The sequence below is a fragment of the Vreelandella titanicae BH1 genome (genome assembly GCF_000336575.1).
GTDB classification, from domain to species: Bacteria; Pseudomonadota; Gammaproteobacteria; order Pseudomonadales; family Halomonadaceae; genus Vreelandella; species Vreelandella titanicae.
Window position 1 is genome coordinate 208,643 of the sequence record NZ_AOPO01000005.1, and the last position, 19,854, is coordinate 228,496.

The window sequence follows — 19,854 nt, forward strand, 5'->3', positions numbered from 1 at the left end:
CGGGAACAGCAAGAGGCATGTAACGCTTGAGTCACCGCGTTTCCGCTGGGTGGTCTAGTCAACTGAGGAGCTGGGAAGTTTCACTGCTCCCGGCTCTCTTGCTATCAGGCCGGGCTTTGTGAGCGTGGCCCAAATGACAGCACAAGCAGGGTTCCCAGGGTGGTAGTGATCAGGGCTAATAGGGGGCCACCTAAAGCGCCGAGGTAATCCACTAATATACCACCGCCTATGGCGCCACTGGCGATAGCAACCTGAAAGGCGGCAACTATCAAGCCCCCTGCAGCTTCAACTTGATCCGGCGCGGCACGAACTATCCAGGTTTGAAATCCGATGGGAAAAGCGCCGAAAGCAAATCCCCAAAGTGCGATAGACACGGCAGTAACGCTGGCCGAACTACCCGCGAACAGTAGCGTAATGGTGATCGCAATAATGAGTGCCCCACCAAAGATAATGGCGTTGCGCTCGCTACGTTCTGCGATAAATGCACCGGCGAAATTGCCAAAAAAACCACCAATACCAAAGCCGAGCAGTACCGCAGAGATTGCACTGACGGATAGCTGCGCCACCTCTTCAAGGAGCGGTCGTATATAAGTAAACCCGGCAAAATGGCCTGAAATCATCAGCACTACGGCTAGTAGCACAACGCGAACCTGCGTGCGTGTGAGCAGTTGGCCGAGAATGCGCAGGCTTGGGTTGTCTTTTGGCGGCATGGCAGGAATGACGAAAAGCTGAGTCACGAGCGTTATTAGACTAAGGAAACCAGCTGCAATAAACGCACTGCGCCACCCCCAGAGACCACCAATATAGGCGCCCAGAGGGGCTGCACAAACAGTAGCGACAGATACGCCCGTCAGAACAATAGACATGGCGCGTGCAAACAGATTGTCGGGCACCATACGCATTGCCAGTGCGGCGGCCATCGACCAGAACCCTCCCAAGGCAATTCCCAGCAACACTCGAGCAATAATTAATACAAAAAAGCTATTCGCCGTTGCCGCTAGGACGTTGGAAACGACGAGCAGCAGCGATAAACCAAGCAGCACAAACCTACGATCAAAATTGCGGGTCAGGAGTGGGATTGTTAGCGCGGCAAGCGCAGCCACTGCAGCAGTAGCAGTGACCGCTTGGCCCGCGGCGCCAACGGAGATGTTGAGATCCGCTGCCATGGCCGTCAGCAGGCTGGCCGGTAAAAATTCGGCAGTCACTAAACCAAAAACCCCCAGCGCGAGGCTGACAATGCCCATCCAATTGGCTGAGGTAGGTTCAGCGGTGGGTGTTGCCGTTAGTAATGACGGGCTGGCGGAGCAAGTAGTGTCGTTCATTGCAGGCCTACTAAAGTGTTAGTTGAAGCTGCAGTGTAAAATTAAGGGTTTGGCTTTTCTATGATATAAAATCCGTAAAGAATGACTATTTGTCCAAACCGGGTTCATTAATATGCGCGACACCTTAACTGAAATTCTGCTCGGCCTGCGCCTTGAGGGCGTGGAGTATGGGCGCTGCCTGCTGCGCGCCCCTTGGGCCGTCGCAACCTCTGCCCAGCCAGCAGCACTTTTTCTTTTTGTGGCTCAAGGCGGGTGTTGGTTGCGTACCGAGACAACCGAGTGGACATACCTGAACGCTGGCGATGCGGTGCTCTTTCCGCGTGGAGCGTCCTACGTAATGGCCAGCTCGCAGGACGTGCCTGCAGTGGATAAGGCTACGTTGGCTCGTAGGCCGGTCTCCGAGAATATTTATCTGGTGAACAGTGAGTCAAAAGAGAGTGATATTGAGCCGGATGTGCTTTTTTGTGGCGCCATGCACTTCAATCTCGACCCGCTACACCCTCTGATTGCGATAATGCCTGACATGATGCGCGCTAGCGATTTGGCTAAACGTGATCCCTCGGTACCTGCCTTATTGGAGGCAATGGAGCGAGAAATTAGCCTGGATCGAATCGGTGCCTGCGGCATACTTGCCCGTTTGGCCGATGTGCTGGCCGCCACTATTATTCGTGCTTGGATTGAGTGTGCCTGCAGCGACTCTAGCGGCTGGATTGCAGCCGTGCGCTGCCCACAACTCGGCAAGGTGCTGGTAGCCATCCATACGCAGCCGGAGCGCGATTGGTCAGTCGCCGAGTTAGCGGATGTCATGGGAGCTTCGCGCTCAAGCTTTAACGATAAGTTCAGCCGGATGTTAGGGGTGACTCCCGCCAAGTATGTGGCGCGGGTAAAGATGTTTCAGGCTCGACAGTGGATAGCGCGGGACAATATGCGCATCGCCGTGGCCGCGAACCGGCTTGGCTATGACTCTGAAGCCTCATTCAGTCGCGCGTTCAAACGCATTATTGGACACCCGCCGAGTGAGGCACGTGAAGCAGAGACTATGTAATGGTTAAAGTTTTGCTTCAACGCCCGATGAAGTTGCTGAACGACTTCCCAGAGGGAACTTGAGCAATTACAGTCTGCGTTTACGCAAGGTATGAATATGGCCGCCGCAGTAAGTGGCGCCACCCTTTTGGCGCTTGCGTTGATATCAGCCGTTACTCTACGGCATGTGAAAGCCGTTGGAAAAGAGAGTGATTGAGTGGCCCACAGGGTAGGGGAGATAGCGATAAGTATCCGAAATGCCCTGGCCACTAGCCAATGCTTTGGCGTACTCCTCGTCTCCCAGGCGTTTTATTTTCTAAATTATTTCTCACCATGTCACAAACATTAAGGCTGTTCCGTCTACCTCTGTAGAACGACCGGTGGATAGCTTTCCACTCCATATAAAACAGAGGAGCAAGACAATGGAAACACGCCTGAACGCCTTTAAAGCCTCTCCAGAGGGCATTACCGCGATGACTAAGCTAGAGGAGTACGTTCGCCACTGTGGACTGGAATTTAGTCTGATTGAGCTAGTTAAAACACGCGCCTCTCAGATCAATGGCTGTGCATTTTGCCTGCATATGCACACCAGCGATGCCCGCGCAGCGGGTGAGAGCGAGGCACGCCTTTACCTGCTGTCTGCCTGGCGCGAGTCCACTCTCTATACGCCACGGGAACGGGCGGCGTTGGCCTGGACCGAGGCGTTGACAAGGTTGGCTGGCACTGGCGCACCAACGAAGGATTACGAGCAGGGCCTAGCGAATTTTACCGAGAAAGAGTTCGTTGACCTCACATTACTGATTGGGGCGATTAACGTCTGGAACCGCATTAGTGTAGGTTTTCGTTCGGTTCATCCGAACGAAATCCAAAACCTTCAGTAATCAGAGCTGAGGGTTAGTGGTATGTTTTGTTGCATCATAAAACGCTTTAAATGGGGAATTATCGCTATGGCGCTGAACACAGCTCACGCAGGTGGAGTGACAACAACCATCGTCAATTCTGATGAACTTTATGATCCTGCACCTAACGGCTATAGCCACGCGGTGGTTGCCAGCGGAGGCAGCCGGGTTGCCTACATTGCCGGTCAGGGAGGCGAAAATGCCCAGGGAGTACTGCCTGAGTCGTTTGCGGATCAAGTTGCTCAAGCTTATCGCAACCTTAGAACTGTGTTGCAAGAACTTGATGCGAGCCCGCAACAGGTTACTCGTATTAACACCTATGTCGTCAATTATGATCCTTCGATGTTGGAGGTTATGACCCGCTATGTGAAGGAGACCTTTGGCGATGCGCTGCCTGCGCAAACACTTGTGCCGGTACCGCGGTTAGCGCTGGATGGTATGTTGTTTGAAGTTGACGCGACCGCCGTTCTTGAGTAGCGGGAGTCAGGCACCATGACGGAACAATTCGCGCGCCAGTTTAATCACTGGCGCCGTTATCTGACCGGTATCGCCTATCGAATGCTGGGGTCGGTGAGCGAAGCGGAAGATGTGGTACAGGATGCCTACCTGCGCTGGCATGATACTGACCACCTTTCGGTGAACGATGTGCGTGCCTACCTGACCACTGTCACCAGCCGGCTTTGTCTTGATCGCCTTAGGGTCGCTCATCGACAACGTGAGGTTTATGTGGGCCCCTGGTTGCCTGAACCGCTGGTGGAAACGCTGGATACTCCGGTAGACCCCGAGGCGCTAGCCAGCGATGTCTCTTTCGCCCTGATGCTGGCGCTGGAGCGACTGTCGCCTTTGGAACGGGCTGCGTTCCTACTGCACGATGTGTTCGGTCTGGATTTTGGTCAGGTCGCCATCAGCCTCGAACGTAGTGAAACAAGCTGTCGCCAACTTGCCAGCCGGGCTCGAAAAAAGGTGCGGGCCGCACGCCCGCGCTATCAGGTGGCGGCTGGAGAGCACAGCCAACTGACCCAACGCTTCTTTGAAGCAGCACGCAGTGGCGACGTCACCGAATTGAAGGCTTTGTTGAGCGGCAGCGCGACGCTGCATGCCGATGGAGGCGGCAAGAGAGTTGCTGTACGCAGACTCATTATCGGCGCAGATAAAATAAGCCGGTTCTTTGCAGGCTTGGCCCACAAGTCGACGTCATCCAACCCTTGCTGGGTAAGTCATGTAATTGTCAATGGGCTTCCGGGGTGGTTAACGATCGAACACGATGGGCTACCTCAGGTCATGACGCTGGAGGTCGTGGATAGTCGTATCCAGGCACTTTACGTTGTGCGTAATCCGGATAAATTACGCCACTTGGCTGACCAGCTACCGCAGCTTTAGTCTTTAGTTAAGTAAATAGATTTTTCTCAAGCTTTTCTTTTACGGCAGCTTCATGTGTAAAAGCTCAATCGCTTAAGAAGGACTTTCAGGTTTAAAAGAGGTCAAGGTTATAAATTGCTGGTTAAGCATTAAAAAAAGCTGTGTGCTCGGCCAATATTGCTAAGCCAATTCCGATTAGCACAATACCGCCGATAAGTTCTGCCCAGTGACCGACGAACTTGCCAAGCTTATTGCCCAGAAAAGTGCCTACAGAGGCCATTACCGTAGTAGCGAGGCCGATAGCTAGGCTGGTGGCGATGATATTGGCATCGATAAAGGCGAGGCTGGCGCCCACAGCCATGGCATCAATGCTGGTAGCAGTGGCGGTCAACACCAATAACCAGAGCGTCTGTTTGCGATGCTCTATCTTATCTTCCTTTTTGAGCCCGGCATGCATCATGTGAAGGCCGATAAGCGTCAGCAGGGTAAAGGCCACCCAGTGATCCCAGGCTTGCACATACTGCTGAGATGCCTTGCCCGCTACCCAGCCGAGTACCGGGGTAATGGCTTCGATCACACCAAAGACCAGGCCAATCCCGATGGCGTGACGATACCGTGGCTTTTGCAGCTCGGCGCCTTTGCTGATGGAGGCGGCGAAGGCATCCGCCGACATGGATACGGCCAGAAACAGCAGGGTAATCGGTGTCATGGAGTGTGAACTCGCTCGCTGGAAAAGTACCGCGCACATTTACCCAGTGGCAGAGTAGTAATACTATGCTTGAGTGTAAAAGTCGGGTATTCAATAGCGATGAATCCTACCACGATTTATTAAACAAACAAGACAGAGTCTTAAAAATAAAGTTTGTAATAGTGAACTAATATAGCCTTGGCTAACAATGTGTGTGTTAGCTGATTTTGTTTGCTTTTAATATACTTTTTGCGGCTTGTGCGAAAGATGTGAACCTATTGTGTTTGTCATGTTTAATGACATTGTGATGTGCTTTTAAGGTTAAGGGTTTATAGTCATCTATAGCGTTATTGTTGCTGGTGATTTAGTTGCAATAATTCAATATTAAGTGGCTTGAAGTTATAAAAGACTAAATAGCCGTTATCAGAATCATCGGGAAAACCAGAAGCCGATCACACTGGAAGTCATGCAGTCTGCGGTGCTGTTCCCGCTGCCCGCAGTTGAATAACATCAGCTCGGGGTGGCGCACCGAACATGCGGCTGTATTCGCGGCTAAAGTGGGAAGGGCTTTCATAACCCACCCGGTAGCTGGCGGTAGCCGCCTCGAGCCCCTCGGCCAGCATGAGTCGTCGGGCCTCGTGCAGGCGAAGTTTCTTCTGGTACTGCAGGGGCGACATGCGTGTGACTTGCCGGAAGCTATGGTAAAGCGTCGATTCACTCATGTTGGCGGTTGCTGCCAGTTCACGGATCTTGAGGGGTTGCGTGTAGCGCTCTTTAAGCGCATAGATGACCCGCGCAATCCGGTTGGCCTGGGAGTCGGAGGCGGCAAACCGGCGCATGTGAGGCCCCATGGCACCCATGAGTGCCCGATAGATCAACTCCCGACGGGCCAAGGGGGAAAGCACCTTGATGTCTTCCGGGGAGTCGAGCAGGCTCAACAATCGATAAAGTGCACCCTGCATGCGTGCATCCATGGGGGCCGATTTTAATCCGCAGTCCGTCTCGGAGCAGATAGTATCATTTCCCGCGGGCGGCGCTGTGTCGCCCAGTTCCAGTATCAGTCCTGCTACCTCCTGGGGATCCACCGAGACTTTTACCGCCAAGTAGGGCTTTTCCGGGGTGGCATGGTCAATCCTGCCTACCACCGGTAGGTAAACGGCGCTACCCATGTAGCTGGGCCCGGTGTAGACGATTTCCTTGTCACCTAGTAGCACGGTCTTGCTGCCTTGAATGACAAAACACAGGCACGGCTCGTATACCGCACAGTGAAAGCTGGTAGGGGCGTCAGCGCGCACCAGTTGCACTTCGGCAATCGCCGTATCCTGAAGCTCTTCAAGTGGGCTCCAGCGACGGGCAACGCTGATTAACTGTTGCGACAGGTTGTCGCTGAGCTGGACAATCTGCTCAGGCAAGATAGTGGTCAATGGCTTTCCTCCCTATTAGTTCGCAGTATATGCCTTCGATTTATAAATCGTAGGCTTTTTCATTTGATTCTGCAGGATCAGGCAAGTACCCCGTAGAAATCGACAACCCGCATCAGCTGTCACCTGACCGTCATGCTGTGCAAGTCTGAAAATCGTTCGTTTGTTTGATTGGGCCTGCTTATTGGGCCGCTCTCTGCCCGTGACAGAAACAGGCAAGCTTTCCGCAGGAACACGATACCTCCCTCGCGCTCGTACCGCCTATTGTAGGTAGCGTCTGATAGGCGCTAAGCCCGCAGCCTGGTGCTGCGGGCTTGCCTGTCCTCCGTATGACCAGAGCGTCTTTCAAGAACGCTACCGGTCTGAGACTCCCCCTCACGGTGGAAGCCGTAGGGCAATGTCGAAATGGATCGTGCTGAACCGACTAATTAAATGCCAACCGCCAACGCGGTGAGGCGTTATATAACGAATGCTGCTATCGGCGTCCGATAGCCACTGGAGCAAGTAATCATGGGAAGTCTGTCTCTAAGAACCCGCTTTGCAAGCAGCCGGGCGATATTCCTGTTCCTGCTGCTGATGGCCTTGCTTACCGGCTGCGAAGCCAAGAGTGAGGAGGCGGCTTCTGCATCGCCCCCGCCACCCCCAGAAGTCGAGGTGGCAGAAGTGACCGCTCAGCCGGTGGTGTTGAGTGAGTCATTCACCGGGCGGGTGGAAGCGGCTGAAACGGTTGAATTAAGGTCGCGAGTCAGCGGCTATATCCAGGAAGTTGCCTTCGAGGAGGGAGAGCTGGTAGAGCTGGGAGATCTGCTGTTCTTGATCGATCCACGCCCATACCAGGCCCGTGTTAACGCCGCCCAAGCGGATCTTGCCCAGGCCAGGAGCCAGCAGGCTCAGGCTGGCAGTGAAGCTGAACGCGCCCGGGTGTTGCTGGGGCGTCAGGCCATTTCCCAGGAAGTGCATGACCAGCGTCAATCGGCCCTGAGTAACGCTCGTGCCATGGTCGATGCCGCCGAGGCAGCGTTGCAGACCTCCGAGCTTGACCTTGAATACACCCGCATTACAGCACCGGTCAGTGGCCGCGTCGGTCGGGCGATGGTCACTCGCGGTAACCTGGCCAGCGCCGACCAGAGTCTGTTGACCACGCTGGTCACCATTGATCCGATCCACGTCTACTTTGAGGCCGACGAGCAGGCCGCGTTTGCCAGCCAGACACTTCTCACCGGTGACGCGTCGAACAGCCTGAATATCGAGCTGGGCGGCGACCCGCAGCGCCAGTACAAAGGCACCCTGGACTTTATCGACAACCGCTTGAACCCCAACACCGGTACCCTGCAATTCAGGGCAGTGCTGGACAACCCGGATGGCCGCATTCGGCCCGGGGAGTTTGCGCGGGTCGAAATGCCGGTCGCGCGGTTGGACCAAGCGTTGCTGGTGGATGGCAAGGCGGTCCTGACCGACCAGGATCGCCGCTACGTCTACGTGGTGGATGAGAACAACCTCGCCCAGCGTCGCCAGGTCGACACAGGGCGCCGGGTGGATGAACGCACGGTCATCAGCGAAGGGCTTGCTGCCGGCGACCGGGTGATCGTCAACGGGGTGCAAAAAGTCTTCATGCCGGGTATGGAAGTGAGCCCCCAAACGGTGCCCGCCGCCCCGGCTGCTGACGCCCAACCCGCCATTGCTGCCAGGGAGGACTAGACCGCCATGAATTTCTCGCGTTTCTTTGTGGATCGACCGATTTTTGCAGCGGTGCTGTCGATCATTATTTTGGCGGTGGGGCTGATCTCCATACCCAACCTGCCCATTAGCGAGTACCCCGACGTGGTGCCGCCATCAGTGGTCGTTCGCACGGTCTACCCCGGCGCTAACCCGAAGGAGATCGCCGAAACGGTCGCCACGCCACTGGAAGAAGCCATCAACGGCGTTGAGGATATGATGTACCTCAAGTCCGTGGCGGGCTCTGACGGTGTGCTGCAAATGACCGTCACCTTCCGCCCTGGTACCGATGCTGAGCAGGCCGCCGTTCGGGTGCAGAACCGCGTCAGCCAGGCGGAAGCCCGGCTGCCGGAAGCCGTGCGTCGGCAAGGCGTCACCACCCAGAAGCAGTCGCCAACGTTTCTGATGGTCGTTCACCTGACCTCGCCCAGCGGTGAATACGACACCCTCTACCTGCGCAACTATGTGCGACTGAATGTCCGTGACCGGCTGGCCCGGATCGAAGGGATCGGGGACGCGCAAATCTTCGGCGGAGGGGACTACGCCATGCGGGCGTGGCTCGATCCTGATCGAATAGCTGCCCGTGGCCTGACGGCCAGTGATGTGGTGGGGGCCATGCGTGAACAAAATGTACAGGTCTCCGCCGGGCAGTTGGGAGCTGAGCCCATTGAAGATAGTGACTTTCTTACCCTGATCAACGCCCAAGGGCGGCTGGAAACAGTAGAGGAGTTTGGCGACATCGTGCTGAAGCGCGGCGAGGACGGCGAGATACTCAGGCTTTCGGATGTGGCCCGGCTGGAAATGGGCGCCGGGGACTATACGCTGCGCTCGCAGTTGGACGGCAACAACGCGGTGGGTGTGGGAATATTCCAGGCACCGGGTGCCAATGCGCTGGATATCCGAGAGCAGGTGATCGCTACCATGGAGGAGCTGTCCGAGCAGTTCCCTGAAGGTGTTGAGTACGAAGCGGTCTACGACACTACGATCTTTGTTAATGACTCTATAAAGTCAGTGATAGCCACCCTACTGGAGGCCGTGTTGCTGGTAGTGTTGGTGGTCACGCTGTTCCTGCAGACCTGGCGGGCCTCCATTATCCCGCTGCTGGCGGTGCCGGTCTCGGTGATCGGCACCTTTGGGGCGCTTTACCTGCTGGGGTACTCTATCAACACGCTGACCCTGTTTGGGCTGGTGCTGGCTATTGGTATCGTGGTGGACGACGCCATCGTGGTGGTGGAAAACGTGGAGCGGAACATCGAGGAGGGCCTGAAGCCCCAGGCCGCTGCTCATCAGGCCATGAAAGAAGTCTCCGGGCCCATTATCGCCGTGGGGCTGGTGCTGTGTGCGGTGTTTATTCCCATGGCCTTCCTGTCGGGGGTGACCGGTCAATTTTATAGCCAGTTCGCGGTGACGATTGCCATCTCCACGGTGATCTCCACCGTCAACTCGCTGACCCTGTCGCCCGCGCTGGCGGCGATGCTGCTCAAGCCCCATGACGCGCCCAAAGATCGACTCACCCGAGTGATAGATAAGCTGTTCGGCTGGATTTTCCGTCCCTTCAACCGCTTCTTTAACGCCAGCTCCAACAAGTACCAGGGCGGCGTGGCTCGTTCCCTGAAGCATCGTGGCGCGGTGTTTGTGGTCTACGCGCTGTTGCTGCTGGGTACCGGCGTGATGTTCAAGGCAGTGCCGCCCGGGTTTATCCCGGTGCAAGACAAGCTGTACCTGATTGCGGGCGTCATCCTGCCGGAAGGGGCGTCTCTGGAGAGAACCGACCAGATGCTTCAGGATGTTGTGGATATTGCCATGGAGACCGAGGGCGTGGAGCACGCCATTGCCTTTCCCGGCCTTAACGCGCTGCAGTTCACCAACACCTCCAACACCGGAGTGGCGTTTCTTACCCTCAGTTCCTTTGGTGAGCGCAGCCTTAGCGCCGCGGAGATAAACGCCCGCATTAATCAGGGCATTGGCGGCCTGAAAGAAGGCTTTGCGTTCTCCTTCATGCCACCGCCGATTCTTGGCTTGGGCAATGGGTCGGGGTTTCAGCTGTTTATCGAGGATCGCGGCAATCTTGGCTATGGGGCGCTGCAGCAGGCGGTCAATCAACTCCAGGGCGCGATTGCGCAAACGCCCGGAATGGGCTTTCCGATCAGCAGTTATCAATCCAACGTGCCGCAGCTGGATGCAGAGGTGGATCGGCTGAGGGCCAAGGCCCAGGGCGTGCCGTTGACCGAACTGTTCGACACCCTGCAGACCTATCTTGGCTCGACCTATGTGAATGACTTCAACCGCTTTGGGCGCACCTGGCAGGTGATCGCCCAGGCGGACGCCCCCTTCCGGGCCAGCGTGGAGGACATCGCCCGGCTGCGTACCCGTAATGACCAGGGGGAAATGGTACCCATCGGCACGATGGTGAACATCACGCAGACCTTCGGCCCGGATCCGGTGTTGCGCTATAACGGCTACCCAGCAGCAGACCTGGCCGGCGAATTTGACCCCCGCGTGCTTTCTTCCGCCCAGGCGATGGATGCCATCAACGCCCTGGCGGAAGAGGTGCTGCCCCCGGGCATGGCGCTGGAGTGGACCGACCTGAGCTACCAGCAATCCACCCAGGGTAATGCGGCTCTAGTGGTCTTCCCGCTGTCGATCCTGCTGGTATTCCTGGTGTTGGCGGCCCTCTACGAGAGCTGGACGCTACCGCTGGCGGTGATTCTGATCGTGCCCATGTCGATGCTCGCGGCGCTGATTGGTGTCTGGTTTGGCGGAGGTGACAACAACATCTTCGTGCAGGTGGGGCTGGTGGTGCTGATTGGCCTGGCCTGTAAGAACGCCATCCTGATCGTGGAGTTCGCCCGGGAGCTGGAACTGCAGGGCAAGGGCGTAGTGGAAGCGGCCCTGGAAGCTTGCCGGTTGCGCCTGCGGCCGATCATCATGACCTCGATCGCTTTCACCGCGGCGGTGTTGCCTTCGGTAGTTGCCACCGGCGCAGGCGCCGAGGTACGGGCGGCGCTGGGAACTGCGGTGTTTGCCGGCATGATCGGCGTCACCCTGTTTGGCTTGTTCCTCACGCCGGTGTTCTACGTGGCGCTGCGTAAACTGTCTGGCCCATTGGTCAGCCATCATAGCGCTACATTGGACACTTCACCTCACCCTACCAGCCATGCCCAAAGTTGATGATAGAGAGGTATGCCCATTAACACGTTAAAAGGGAAGGTGAGCCCCAAAGATGCCAGCATGGCAAGGCCAATGTTGGCATCTGGAATGGCGGCGCGAATAGCAACGGGGGCGGCAATGTAAGAGGCACTGGCGGAGAGACTGGCTAGAATAACCGCTGATCCAGCGGGTAGCCCTAGCCAGTACGCCATTAGCAGGCCAAAGCAGGAAAGCACGATAGGTGCCGCGAGCGCGAATATAATCAGACGGCTGTGCCCCCACCGCAGGCTGCGCAGTGTTTCTGCCGCGACCAAGCCCATCTCCAACAGGAACAGCGCCAGAATGCCATGGAAGGCTTTGGTATACAGCCCGGTGACTGACTCACCTGCATTTGGGCCGTATAGCCAGCCAATAAGCACACCGCCCACCAACAGGATTACACCGCGATTGGTCAGAGTCTCGTGCCACAGCCCGGAAGTTTTGATCGGCTCTGACGTTGTGTCAGCGGCCTTTTTACGGCTGAAGCGCCGGTAGAGCAACAGGCCCAGCATGATGGCCGGTAGTTCGAGCAGTACCAGGTAAAGCGTCACCTGCCCACCTGTTATTAGGCTATGCGCTTCAGTATACGCCAGGGCCACGGCGAACGTACCGGCGCTAACGGAGCCATAGTGGGCTGCAAGGCTGGCGCTGTCGGCGATGGATAGCCGTACTAAATAGTGAACCACCGGAAAGATAAGCAGTGGAATGATGATCCCCAGCAGAGTGACGCCAGATAACTCGACCAGCAGCGATATGCTCAAACTGCCATGCAGCGCCATGCCGCCTTTAAGGCCAATAGTCAGCATCAGCAGTAAGCTCAATATGTCATAAGCGGCTTTGGGAATACTGAGATCGGAGCGCACCACACCGGCAACCACACCTAGCACAAAAAACATCACCACAATATCCGGCACGGACAATCTCCTTGATGGGTTTTAAAGCTGTTACTTTAGCGATCCAAAGAGATTGATGAAAACAAATAAGATTTATATAGTCATAGATGATTATCTATGGGGTGGCTATGAAAGTACGACAACTCACTTTTCGCTTGCTACAGGTCTATGCCGACGTGGTTCGCACAGGCTCACTGACGGCCACGGCAAATCGGCTCCACCTGACCCAACCCACGGTGTCTCAGCAGCTAAAGCGGCTGAGAGAAATTGTCGGTGAACCGATTGTGCGCCACGAGGAAGGGCGCTTGGTGCCCACTGAGGTTGGTCAGGCGCTTTATCAACTCAGCCAGGACTTGCTTAGCCGTGCCGATGTGTTTAGTCAGTACCTGGAGGAGTACAACCGCGGAGGGCGCGGGCACTTCAGTATCGGCTTGGTGAACACCGCGCAATATGTACTGCCACGGCTGTTAGGGCCGTTTGGTCAGGCTAACCCCCAGGTAGATGTCACGGTGGAGATAGGTAATCGCCAGCAGATGCTCAATCGTTTTGAGCGCCATGAGGATGATATCTACGTATTTAGCCACCCGCCCATTGATGACGATGTGTTAGCCGCGCCTTTTCTGAGCAATCCATTGGTAGTGGTGGGGCCGCAGCATTACCGCTGGGCAGGCGTAGAAGGTCTCAGCATGGACGCACTCAAAGAGGAGCGATTTCTGCTGCGCGAACCGGGCTCTGCGACTCGGCATACCTTTGAAGCCTGGCTGTACAGTGCGGGTATTGAGCTACGCTCTACCCAGCAGATCGCCAGTAACGAGGCTATTCGGCTAGCGGTGGCGTCAAACATGGGTCTAGCGGTGCTGTCTCGCCACGTTGTTGCAGATTCGCCCAACGGCGTCCAAGAGCTGCCGTTGCCGGGCTTTCCGCTGAAAAGTCGTTGGCACTTTGTGGTCAGACGGCAACGCCGTTTACCCCCCGCCGCCATTCGTTTTTTGAGCTATGTACAAGCTTCGCTGGCACAAGCGTTTGACGAGCCCGAAGGGGAGATGGCCGTGGCTGAATTGCTCCAAGCCTTAAAGCCTGAACGCTGATGCATTGACTCACAAACAGCGTCAATTATCCCCGTTGAAAGCGACGTAGATCCTATGCGCTAAGCTAAGATATTAAGATAGAGCCTGAGAGCGCACTTAAGAGAGTACTAAAGAGAGCACTTAAGGTCGCACTCGGTTCATGCAGTCGCACCTTGATATTTGTCTTGGGTAACCGCTGCAAACGGAGGTAACTATGCTGCTCAAAGGATCATGCCACTGCCAGGCAGTGACGTTCAGTGTGAAGTCAAACCACCCCTATCCTTTTAATCGCTGTTACTGTTCTGTGTGCCGCAAAACGGCTGGCGGGGGTGGGTACGCAATCAACCTCAGTGGAGAAAGCAAAACGCTCAACGTTAGCGGCGAAGAGCATATTACTGTCTACCGCGCCTTCATTAAGGGGGAGCAGAGCACGGGAGAGCGGCATTTCTGCAAGCACTGTGCATCGTCGCTGTGGGTTTATGACCCCGAATGGCCCGAGCTGGTACACCCTTTCGCTTCGGCGATTGATACGGACTTGCCGACCCCTCCCCGGAAAACGCACATGATGTTGGGAAGCCGGGCCGATTGGGTCGAGGTCAATGGGCATTTCCAAGATAAATGCTTCGACGAATACCCGGATGAAAGCCTGGCTGAATGGCACCAGCGCCTGGGATTGGAGTGCTAGCTTCGCTCGCTATGCTTTGATTTGCGGTATAGCCACCAAACGTCAAAGCCAAACGAATAGGTTAAAGAGATCAATGCGCTAACGGCGAGAAGGCTGGCAACAAGGTGGGAGGTTAGTGGCGTTAATGCTAGCAGTAGCGCCACCGCCTGCCAGACACAAACGGCTTTACGGCGAAAGCTTGCAAACAGCGGCTTTGAAAGCCACGGGAACTGCCAACTGGCGGCGATAAACAGGTAGCGCATTGCGCCTATCAACAGCACCCAAAACCCCAGTGATTCCAGCCGCAACAAACCTGCGCACAGTAGCAAAATCAGCAGGGCATCCAACTCCATATCAAAGCGCGCCCCGAATCGGGTGTGGCTTTTGGTGCGCCTGGCTATCCAGCCGTCAACGCCATCCAGCAGTAGGGCGATCACCGCGATCGCCAGCCATTGCCAGATTGCCCCTACAAAGGCATTGGCGGCGAGCGCACCTGCCACTAATGAAACCACAACCGCACGCACCAACGTGACCCGGTTAGCCCAACCCAGTGCGCCGTGGGGCCAGAAGATGATGACCAGAGCGGAAATAAACGTGTAGAAGGCAAAGGCCACCCACCAATTGGCCGGAGTAGCCATTAAAAGTGGTAAGCCTTTGCCTACAGCAATTAGCAGCAAGCTGCCCAGCAGTAGTTCTGCAGCGCCATAGAGACGCTTAGGCAGGGTGTAAGAAGAAGCGTTGGAAAAAAGCGGCATGGTGGCTCACGAAGCGGCGTCGCTATCCGCAGTTGAAATAAATGATGCAACTATTTTTATATGTACCATTCTTGTAGAAGAAGGTAGTGTTGTCCATAAGATCAAAAAATAGACGGGTTAGTTTCAATTGTTCCAAATGGTTAATCGAATATATTCTTTTCACCCGCTACGCTGAAGATGGTGAACCATTGAAAACTGTTCTGCCTAAGGCCATGCAATGCATGGCCACACATTATACTCGGGGGCTGAGACACACGGCGTGTCTCTTACCCCTAACTTGCAGCGCAATGGTGCCACGCCACATTCAACGGAATGAAAGAGAGCCCGAATCAAGTGGGCTCGTAACGAAAAGGAACGCTCATGTCGGCGCTTGACGATGTTGGCAAAGCTCCCAATGCCGCTAAAAAAACCTGGGCCACCGCCTTTTGGGTGACCAACCCAGCACAAGGCGAGATGAGGCGTGAACAACTAAGTCCTCCCGCCCAGGATGAGGTGCATATACGTACCTTATACAGTGGTATCAGCCGCGGCACCGAATCGTTGGTGTTCAATGGTCGTGTGCCTGAAAGCGAATTCTCGCGCATGCGGGCTCCCTTCCAGTCGGGTGAGTTTCCTGCCCCGGTCAAATATGGCTACTGCAGCGTTGGCCGCGTTGAGCAGGGGCCAAGCGTTCTCCTGGATAAAACCGTTTTTTGCCTGTTTCCCCACCAGGATCACTACATTGTGCCTGCTTCGGCAGTGCTGGAAGTACCCACCAATGTGCCTGCTAAACGTGCCGTCTTGGCGGCCAATATGGAAACCGCCATCAATGGCGTGTGGGACGCCGAGCCGATGCTGGGTGAGCGAATCACTATTATGGGCGCCGGTGTCGTCGGTGCGCTGGTAGCGTACCTGTGCGCTCAGGTGCCTGGTGTTACCGTTCAGTTAGTCGATATTAACCCTGAACGTCGCCAGCTTGCCGAGCAGTTGGACGTGACCTTCTGTACTCCCGAACAAGCCCTTCATGACCAAGATTGCGTGATCCACGCCAGCGGCCAGTCCGCCGGCTTGCGCCAAGCACTGGCGTTAGCGGGCAGCGAAGGGCGCATTATCGAAATGAGCTGGTTTGGCGAGGGGGATATTGCGATACCGTTAGGCGGTGCTTTTCACTCCCAGCGGCTGACGCTCAAGGCCAGCCAGGTGGGTCAACTGCCGCCCAAGTTACGCCCACGCTGGGACTACCAGCGCCGCCTTCAATTAGCGCTGAGCCTGCTGGTAGACGAGCGGTTGGATGCGCTAATCAGCGGTGAAAGCGACTTTGCACAACTGCCCACGCTTGCTCCTCAGTTGTTTGGCCGTGGTAGCGTTGAGCTCTGTCACCGCCTGCGCTACCCCTCATAACCTATTTACTTATGGAGCCTCTGATTAACGTAATGAGCGAAGGCCAGACAAGGCAAAAATCAACGAAAAAGCGGAGTTTACGGGTTGTAAATGAGCATTTTGAGGCGATTTTTAACGCCGTATGGTCGAGCGCAATAGTTAATCAGAGGTTTCTTATCATTTGGAGTCTCTATGTTTCGTTTATGTGTCCGTGACCACTTTATGATCGCCCACAGTTTCAATGGTGAGATCTTTGGCCCTGCCCAGCGTACCCACGGCGCTACCTATGTTGTCGATGTGGTTTTTCAGCGCCCCGAGCTGGATGAGGACGGCCTGGTGATCGATATCGGCCTTGCCAGCGAAACGGTAAAATCAGTACTGGCAGGTTACAACTTCTGTAATTTGGATGAAGTGCCCGAGTTCGCGGGTAAAAATACCACCACCGAGTTCATGGCCAAGGTGATCTTTGACCAGCTCGCCAAGGCGATTGGTGAGGGCAAAATGGGCATCACCGCCAAAGGGATTACCCATATGGAGATCAAGCTACATGAATCCCATGTAGCCTGGGCAAGCTATGAAGGCGCTCTATGAGTAAGCGGTTTAACCTTATCGTTGCCGGTGACCCTGCTCAGCGTACCGGCGGCTATATTTACGACGCCCAAATTGTCTCGGCCCTGCGTGACCAGGGATGGGAAATTGACGTCGTCGGCTTGGCTGGCACGTTTCCTGATGCGGATGCCGAGGCAGCAGAAGCGCTCACTCAGGCCCTAGCGTCGCTTCCCGATCAGGCGGCGGTGGTGATTGATGGCCTGGCCATGGGAGCGCTGCCGGAGGTGGTTGCCCAACATGCCCAGCGGCTGGAAATCACAGCGTTGCTGCACCACCCCTTAGGCGATGAGTTGGGTCTTGATGAGGCTGATCAGCAGCGCTTTCATCGCAGTGAGTTAAACGCGCTTGCCCACGTGGCGCGGATTATCGTCACCAGCCACTTTACCGCCCGGCGCTTACCGGAGCTGGCGGCCCACTATGAAATGCCACTCAATCCCAGTGTCACTGTGGTTGAGCCGGGTGTTGCCCAGGCGCCGATCAGCTCCGCAGCAGAACCGGGTGAGCTACTACGTTTGCTATGTGTGGCAACGTTAACGCCGCGCAAAGGGCAGGATATTCTGGTAAAGGCATTGGCGGGCGTTAGTGGCGATCACTGGCAATGCGACTGCTACGGTGGCGCCCGGGATGCCACTTTTACCCAGCGTGTACAGCAACTGATTGATCAGAGCGGCTTGCAAGACAGCGTACGGCTTCACGGCGAGTGCGATGGCGCTACGCTGGAAGCGGCCTATCGCAGCGCCCATGCGCTGGTACTGCCCTCTTGGTATGAAGGCTACGGCATGGTGGTCACCGAAGCCCTGGCCCACGGCCTGCCAGTGATTACCACTACCGGTGGTGCGCTTCGCGATACCTTGCCTGCAGGCGCTGGTTTGAGCGTTGAACCGGGTGACGTCGACGCGCTTCAAGATGCCCTCAGCCGTTTTTGCCATGACGACAAACTACGCCACCAACTGCGCCAGGGAGCGGCCCAGGCCCGGGAAGCGTTAAGCGACTGGCAAGAAGCGGGGGCCAAGTTTGCCACGGCGTTAACTGCGCCCGCCGATTCTCCAAATTTGCGCCCAGGCAGCCAGTTTGCGTCCGACTGGCTGACGCTGCGGGAGGCGGCTGATGTCGATTCCCGTAGCCAGCCCTTGGCTGAGCTTGCCGCGGAGTGGCTGAGCGCGCGTACTCCGGCGCCGCTGATAGTGGATCTTGGCTGCGGCCGGGGCAGTAACATGCGCTTTCTGGCGCCGCGCCTGAATGGCCACCAGCGCTGGAAGCTGATCGATCACGACGCCATTTTGTTAGCCCAGGCGCGCCAGTGTGCTGCCGGATTAAGCAATAGCCAAGGGCAGCCCGTGGCCATTGAGACGTACTGCATATCGCTGGAGGCGCTTGCCGAGGTGCCACTTGACGACGCGCACCTCGTCACCGCATCGGCGCTGCTAGATCTGGTCTCCCAACAATGGATCGATGCCTTGGTGACCCGCATTGCCGGGCAGCAGCAGGCGCTGCTGATAGCGCTAAGCGTGACCGGTGAGTGGCACTTTATTGACCCTCAAGGCGCGCCGGTGCTGGATGACGAAGACCGCTGGCTGCAGGCGATGTTTATGGCTCACCAGCAGCGCGATAAAGGTTTAGGTGATGCACTAGGCGGGCAGGCGCACGGGGCATTAGTTGTCGCGTTAGAGAGGGCTGATTATCGCATTGAACAAGCTGAAACACCGTGGCAGCTCGCTGTTGGCAGTCAAGAACAGCAGCCGTTAATGATGGCGCTACTCGAAGGCTGGGCCGAAGCTGCCACCGAGCAAGCCCCGGAAGCGGCGGCGCGTATTGCCACCTGGTTACAGCAGCGCCAGCAAGCGGTGGCCAATGGCGAACTGGGTATTTGGGTGGGGCACCGCGACCTGTTTGCTACGCCTCTGTTTGCCAACCCCAGGGAAGAGGCCTAATCCTATGGGGCCGGATCAAGGTATGTTCACTCGACTGGGGGCTTGTTATAAAAAGCTGGCGCGGAGAAGCCCATGGCTACGCCGCATGGTGGTCAGCATAGCGTTGCTGGGTGCGGTGGCGTTGTGGGTGGAGCCCCAGGCGATTGTGGCGGAGGTGCAACGTTTCTCCGCGGAGTGGGTCGTGCTGGCGTTAGCCATCAGCACGCTACAGATCATGCTTTGCGCCTGGCGCTGGCAGTTTACCGCGGGTCTTATTGATGTACCGCTGCGGTTTGCTTACGCGCTACGGGAGTACTACCTGGCCCTACTGGTCAATCAGCTGTTGCCCGGCGGTGTATTAGGCGACGCCGGGCGGGCGCACCGCCATGCCACTCAAGCGCAGTCTAGGGGGCGCGCCTGGCGAGCGGTGATTATTGAGCGCGCCTCGGGGCAGGTCGCCGTGGTGATGCTAACGCTAACCGCGCTGCTTTTCTCACCGCTCTGGCATGCCGCGCTGGGTGAGTCAGTGATCACAGCGGTGGGGTTAAGCGCATTCGCCGCTCTTGCGGCGCTCATCGCCAGCGGCCTGCTGCTGCGCCAACGTTTTAGCCATGGGCTGACAAGGCTGCCGAGCTGGTGCCAAGCCCTGGCGCGCGATGTAAGGCGTGGTTTGTTGCGGCACGGCGTGTGGCCCCAGCAGTTGCTTTCGTCTCTGGTGATTGTGTTGAGCTATGGTCTGGTAATGGTCTGTGCGGCTCGGGCGATTGGCGTTGAGCTACCGTCGCTGCAAGTGCTGGCGCTGACACCGGTACTGCTACTGGCCATGCTGATCCCGTTTTCGGTAGCCGGATGGGGATTGCGTGAAGGCGCCGCTGCCGGGGTCTGGGCGCTGGTCGGCCTGCCACCCGCTCAAGGCGTGGCGGTGTCATTGGCTTACGGGGTGCTGGTGTTGCTGGCGAGCCTACCGGGTATCTGGGTGG

At 56.5% G+C, this 19,854-nt stretch carries 16 protein-coding genes and 1 pseudogene; 12 read left to right on the forward strand and 5 right to left on the reverse strand.

Annotation, left to right across the window (positions count from 1 at the left end; translation table 11 throughout):
• Positions 1 to 104: 104 nt before the first annotated feature.
• On the reverse strand, positions 105 to 1,322 hold the full coding sequence (locus HALTITAN_RS11745) for an MFS transporter (protein ID WP_009287240.1): 1,218 nt from the start codon (positions 1,320 to 1,322) through the stop codon (positions 105 to 107).
• A gap of 112 nt (positions 1,323 to 1,434) precedes the next feature.
• On the opposite strand from HALTITAN_RS11745, the gene HALTITAN_RS11750 reads away from it, so the two are divergent.
• The 4 genes from HALTITAN_RS11750 to HALTITAN_RS11765 all read left to right on the forward strand — a co-directional run bounded on the left by HALTITAN_RS11750 (position 1,435) and on the right by HALTITAN_RS11765 (position 4,624).
• The gene (locus HALTITAN_RS11750) at positions 1,435 to 2,367 is read left to right on the forward strand and encodes an AraC family transcriptional regulator (RefSeq protein ID WP_009287241.1); all 933 of its coding nucleotides are present in this window, start codon (positions 1,435 to 1,437) and stop codon (positions 2,365 to 2,367) included.
• Positions 2,368 to 2,767: 400 nt separating this feature from the next.
• The gene (locus HALTITAN_RS11755; protein WP_039859289.1) at positions 2,768 to 3,226 is read left to right on the forward strand and encodes a carboxymuconolactone decarboxylase family protein; all 459 of its coding nucleotides are present in this window, start codon (positions 2,768 to 2,770) and stop codon (positions 3,224 to 3,226) included.
• Between the two features lie 66 nt (positions 3,227 to 3,292).
• Positions 3,293 to 3,721 (forward strand): RidA family protein, encoded by a 429-nt coding sequence (locus tag HALTITAN_RS11760; RefSeq protein ID WP_039859290.1) that lies wholly within the window; start codon positions 3,293 to 3,295, stop codon positions 3,719 to 3,721.
• A 15-nt stretch (positions 3,722 to 3,736) separates the two neighbouring features.
• On the forward strand, positions 3,737 to 4,624 hold the full coding sequence (locus HALTITAN_RS11765) for a sigma-70 family RNA polymerase sigma factor (RefSeq protein ID WP_009287242.1): 888 nt from the start codon (positions 3,737 to 3,739) through the stop codon (positions 4,622 to 4,624).
• Between the two features lie 121 nt (positions 4,625 to 4,745).
• On the opposite strand, the gene HALTITAN_RS11770 is transcribed toward HALTITAN_RS11765, so the two are convergent.
• Both HALTITAN_RS11770 and HALTITAN_RS11775 read right to left on the reverse strand, forming a co-directional pair.
• Entirely contained in the window at positions 4,746 to 5,312 is a 567-nt protein-coding gene (locus HALTITAN_RS11770) for a manganese efflux pump MntP (protein WP_039859291.1), read from the reverse strand.
• 443 nt (positions 5,313 to 5,755) lie between these two features.
• On the reverse strand, positions 5,756 to 6,715 hold the full coding sequence (locus tag HALTITAN_RS11775) for an AraC family transcriptional regulator (protein WP_022520552.1): 960 nt from the start codon (positions 6,713 to 6,715) through the stop codon (positions 5,756 to 5,758).
• A 507-nt stretch (positions 6,716 to 7,222) separates the two neighbouring features.
• On the opposite strand from HALTITAN_RS11775, the gene HALTITAN_RS11780 reads away from it, so the two are divergent.
• Together HALTITAN_RS11780 and HALTITAN_RS11785 are read left to right on the forward strand one after the other, a co-directional pair.
• On the forward strand, positions 7,223 to 8,410 hold the full coding sequence (locus HALTITAN_RS11780) for an efflux RND transporter periplasmic adaptor subunit (RefSeq protein WP_009287244.1): 1,188 nt from the start codon (positions 7,223 to 7,225) through the stop codon (positions 8,408 to 8,410).
• 6 nt (positions 8,411 to 8,416) lie between these two features.
• Entirely contained in the window at positions 8,417 to 11,599 is a 3,183-nt protein-coding gene (locus HALTITAN_RS11785; protein WP_009287245.1) for an efflux RND transporter permease subunit, read from the forward strand.
• Here HALTITAN_RS11785 and HALTITAN_RS11790 read toward each other — a convergent pair.
• Positions 11,572 to 12,531, reverse strand: a complete 960-nt coding sequence (locus tag HALTITAN_RS11790; RefSeq protein WP_027959812.1) for a sodium-dependent bicarbonate transport family permease — start codon at positions 12,529 to 12,531, stop codon at positions 11,572 to 11,574. The genes HALTITAN_RS11785 and HALTITAN_RS11790 overlap by 28 nt on opposite strands.
• Before the next feature lie 107 nt (positions 12,532 to 12,638).
• On the opposite strand from HALTITAN_RS11790, the gene HALTITAN_RS11795 reads away from it, so the two are divergent.
• Positions 12,639 to 13,598, forward strand: coding sequence for a LysR family transcriptional regulator (locus tag HALTITAN_RS11795; protein ID WP_201764690.1), 960 nt, complete (start codon positions 12,639 to 12,641; stop codon positions 13,596 to 13,598).
• Between the two features lie 193 nt (positions 13,599 to 13,791).
• Positions 13,792 to 14,262: a GFA family protein gene (locus HALTITAN_RS11800; protein ID WP_027959810.1), complete on the forward strand. Its 471-nt coding sequence runs from the start codon at positions 13,792 to 13,794 to the stop codon at positions 14,260 to 14,262.
• Here the strand turns inward: HALTITAN_RS11800 and HALTITAN_RS11805 are convergent.
• The gene (locus HALTITAN_RS11805; protein ID WP_009287248.1) at positions 14,259 to 14,996 is read right to left on the reverse strand and encodes a CDP-alcohol phosphatidyltransferase family protein; all 738 of its coding nucleotides are present in this window, start codon (positions 14,994 to 14,996) and stop codon (positions 14,259 to 14,261) included. The two genes, HALTITAN_RS11800 and HALTITAN_RS11805, sit on opposite strands and share 4 nt — an antisense overlap.
• Positions 14,997 to 15,356: 360 nt before the next feature.
• On the opposite strand from HALTITAN_RS11805, the gene HALTITAN_RS11810 reads away from it, so the two are divergent.
• From HALTITAN_RS11810 to HALTITAN_RS26040, 4 genes and pseudogenes are all read left to right on the forward strand, one after another.
• Entirely contained in the window at positions 15,357 to 16,376 is a 1,020-nt protein-coding gene (locus HALTITAN_RS11810; RefSeq protein WP_009287249.1) for a zinc-dependent alcohol dehydrogenase, read from the forward strand.
• Positions 16,377 to 16,547: 171 nt separating this feature from the next.
• Positions 16,548 to 16,946 carry a 6-pyruvoyl trahydropterin synthase family protein gene (locus HALTITAN_RS11815; protein ID WP_027959807.1) on the forward strand — a complete coding sequence of 133 codons (399 nt, stop codon included), beginning with the start codon at positions 16,548 to 16,550 and terminating at the stop codon, positions 16,944 to 16,946.
• A complete protein-coding gene (locus tag HALTITAN_RS11820; RefSeq protein ID WP_039859292.1) occupies positions 16,943 to 18,895 on the forward strand; it encodes a glycosyltransferase in 1,953 nt (650 codons plus the stop codon). The genes HALTITAN_RS11815 and HALTITAN_RS11820 overlap by 4 nt, the downstream gene beginning before the upstream one ends.
• Before the next feature lie 85 nt (positions 18,896 to 18,980).
• Positions 18,981 to 19,823 (forward strand): annotated as a pseudogene (locus HALTITAN_RS26040) (lysylphosphatidylglycerol synthase transmembrane domain-containing protein); the annotation flags it as partial.
• Positions 19,824 to 19,854: the final 31 nt, after the last annotated feature.

Bases quoted from the DNA above. Each gene is read 5' to 3' on its own strand.
- HALTITAN_RS11745 (WP_009287240.1), bottom strand. From the start codon at position 1,322: ATGAACGACACTACTTGCTCCGCCAGCCCGTCATTACTAACGGCAACA.
- HALTITAN_RS11805 (WP_009287248.1), bottom strand. From the start codon at position 14,996: ATGCCGCTTTTTTCCAACGCTTCTTCTTACACCCTGCCTAAGCGTCTC.
- HALTITAN_RS11755 (WP_039859289.1), top strand. From the start codon at position 2,768: ATGGAAACACGCCTGAACGCCTTTAAAGCCTCTCCAGAGGGCATTACC.
- HALTITAN_RS11760 (WP_039859290.1), top strand. From the start codon at position 3,293: ATGGCGCTGAACACAGCTCACGCAGGTGGAGTGACAACAACCATCGTC.
- HALTITAN_RS11780 (WP_009287244.1), top strand. From the start codon at position 7,223: ATGGGAAGTCTGTCTCTAAGAACCCGCTTTGCAAGCAGCCGGGCGATA.
- HALTITAN_RS11820 (WP_039859292.1), top strand. From the start codon at position 16,943: ATGAGTAAGCGGTTTAACCTTATCGTTGCCGGTGACCCTGCTCAGCGT.
- HALTITAN_RS11765 (WP_009287242.1), top strand. From the start codon at position 3,737: ATGACGGAACAATTCGCGCGCCAGTTTAATCACTGGCGCCGTTATCTG.
- HALTITAN_RS11750 (WP_009287241.1), top strand. From the start codon at position 1,435: ATGCGCGACACCTTAACTGAAATTCTGCTCGGCCTGCGCCTTGAGGGC.
- HALTITAN_RS11770 (WP_039859291.1), bottom strand. From the start codon at position 5,312: ATGACACCGATTACCCTGCTGTTTCTGGCCGTATCCATGTCGGCGGAT.
- HALTITAN_RS11810 (WP_009287249.1), top strand. From the start codon at position 15,357: ATGTCGGCGCTTGACGATGTTGGCAAAGCTCCCAATGCCGCTAAAAAA.
- HALTITAN_RS11795 (WP_201764690.1), top strand. From the start codon at position 12,639: ATGAAAGTACGACAACTCACTTTTCGCTTGCTACAGGTCTATGCCGAC.
- HALTITAN_RS11785 (WP_009287245.1), top strand. From the start codon at position 8,417: ATGAATTTCTCGCGTTTCTTTGTGGATCGACCGATTTTTGCAGCGGTG.
- HALTITAN_RS11800 (WP_027959810.1), top strand. From the start codon at position 13,792: ATGCTGCTCAAAGGATCATGCCACTGCCAGGCAGTGACGTTCAGTGTG.
- HALTITAN_RS11815 (WP_027959807.1), top strand. From the start codon at position 16,548: ATGTTTCGTTTATGTGTCCGTGACCACTTTATGATCGCCCACAGTTTC.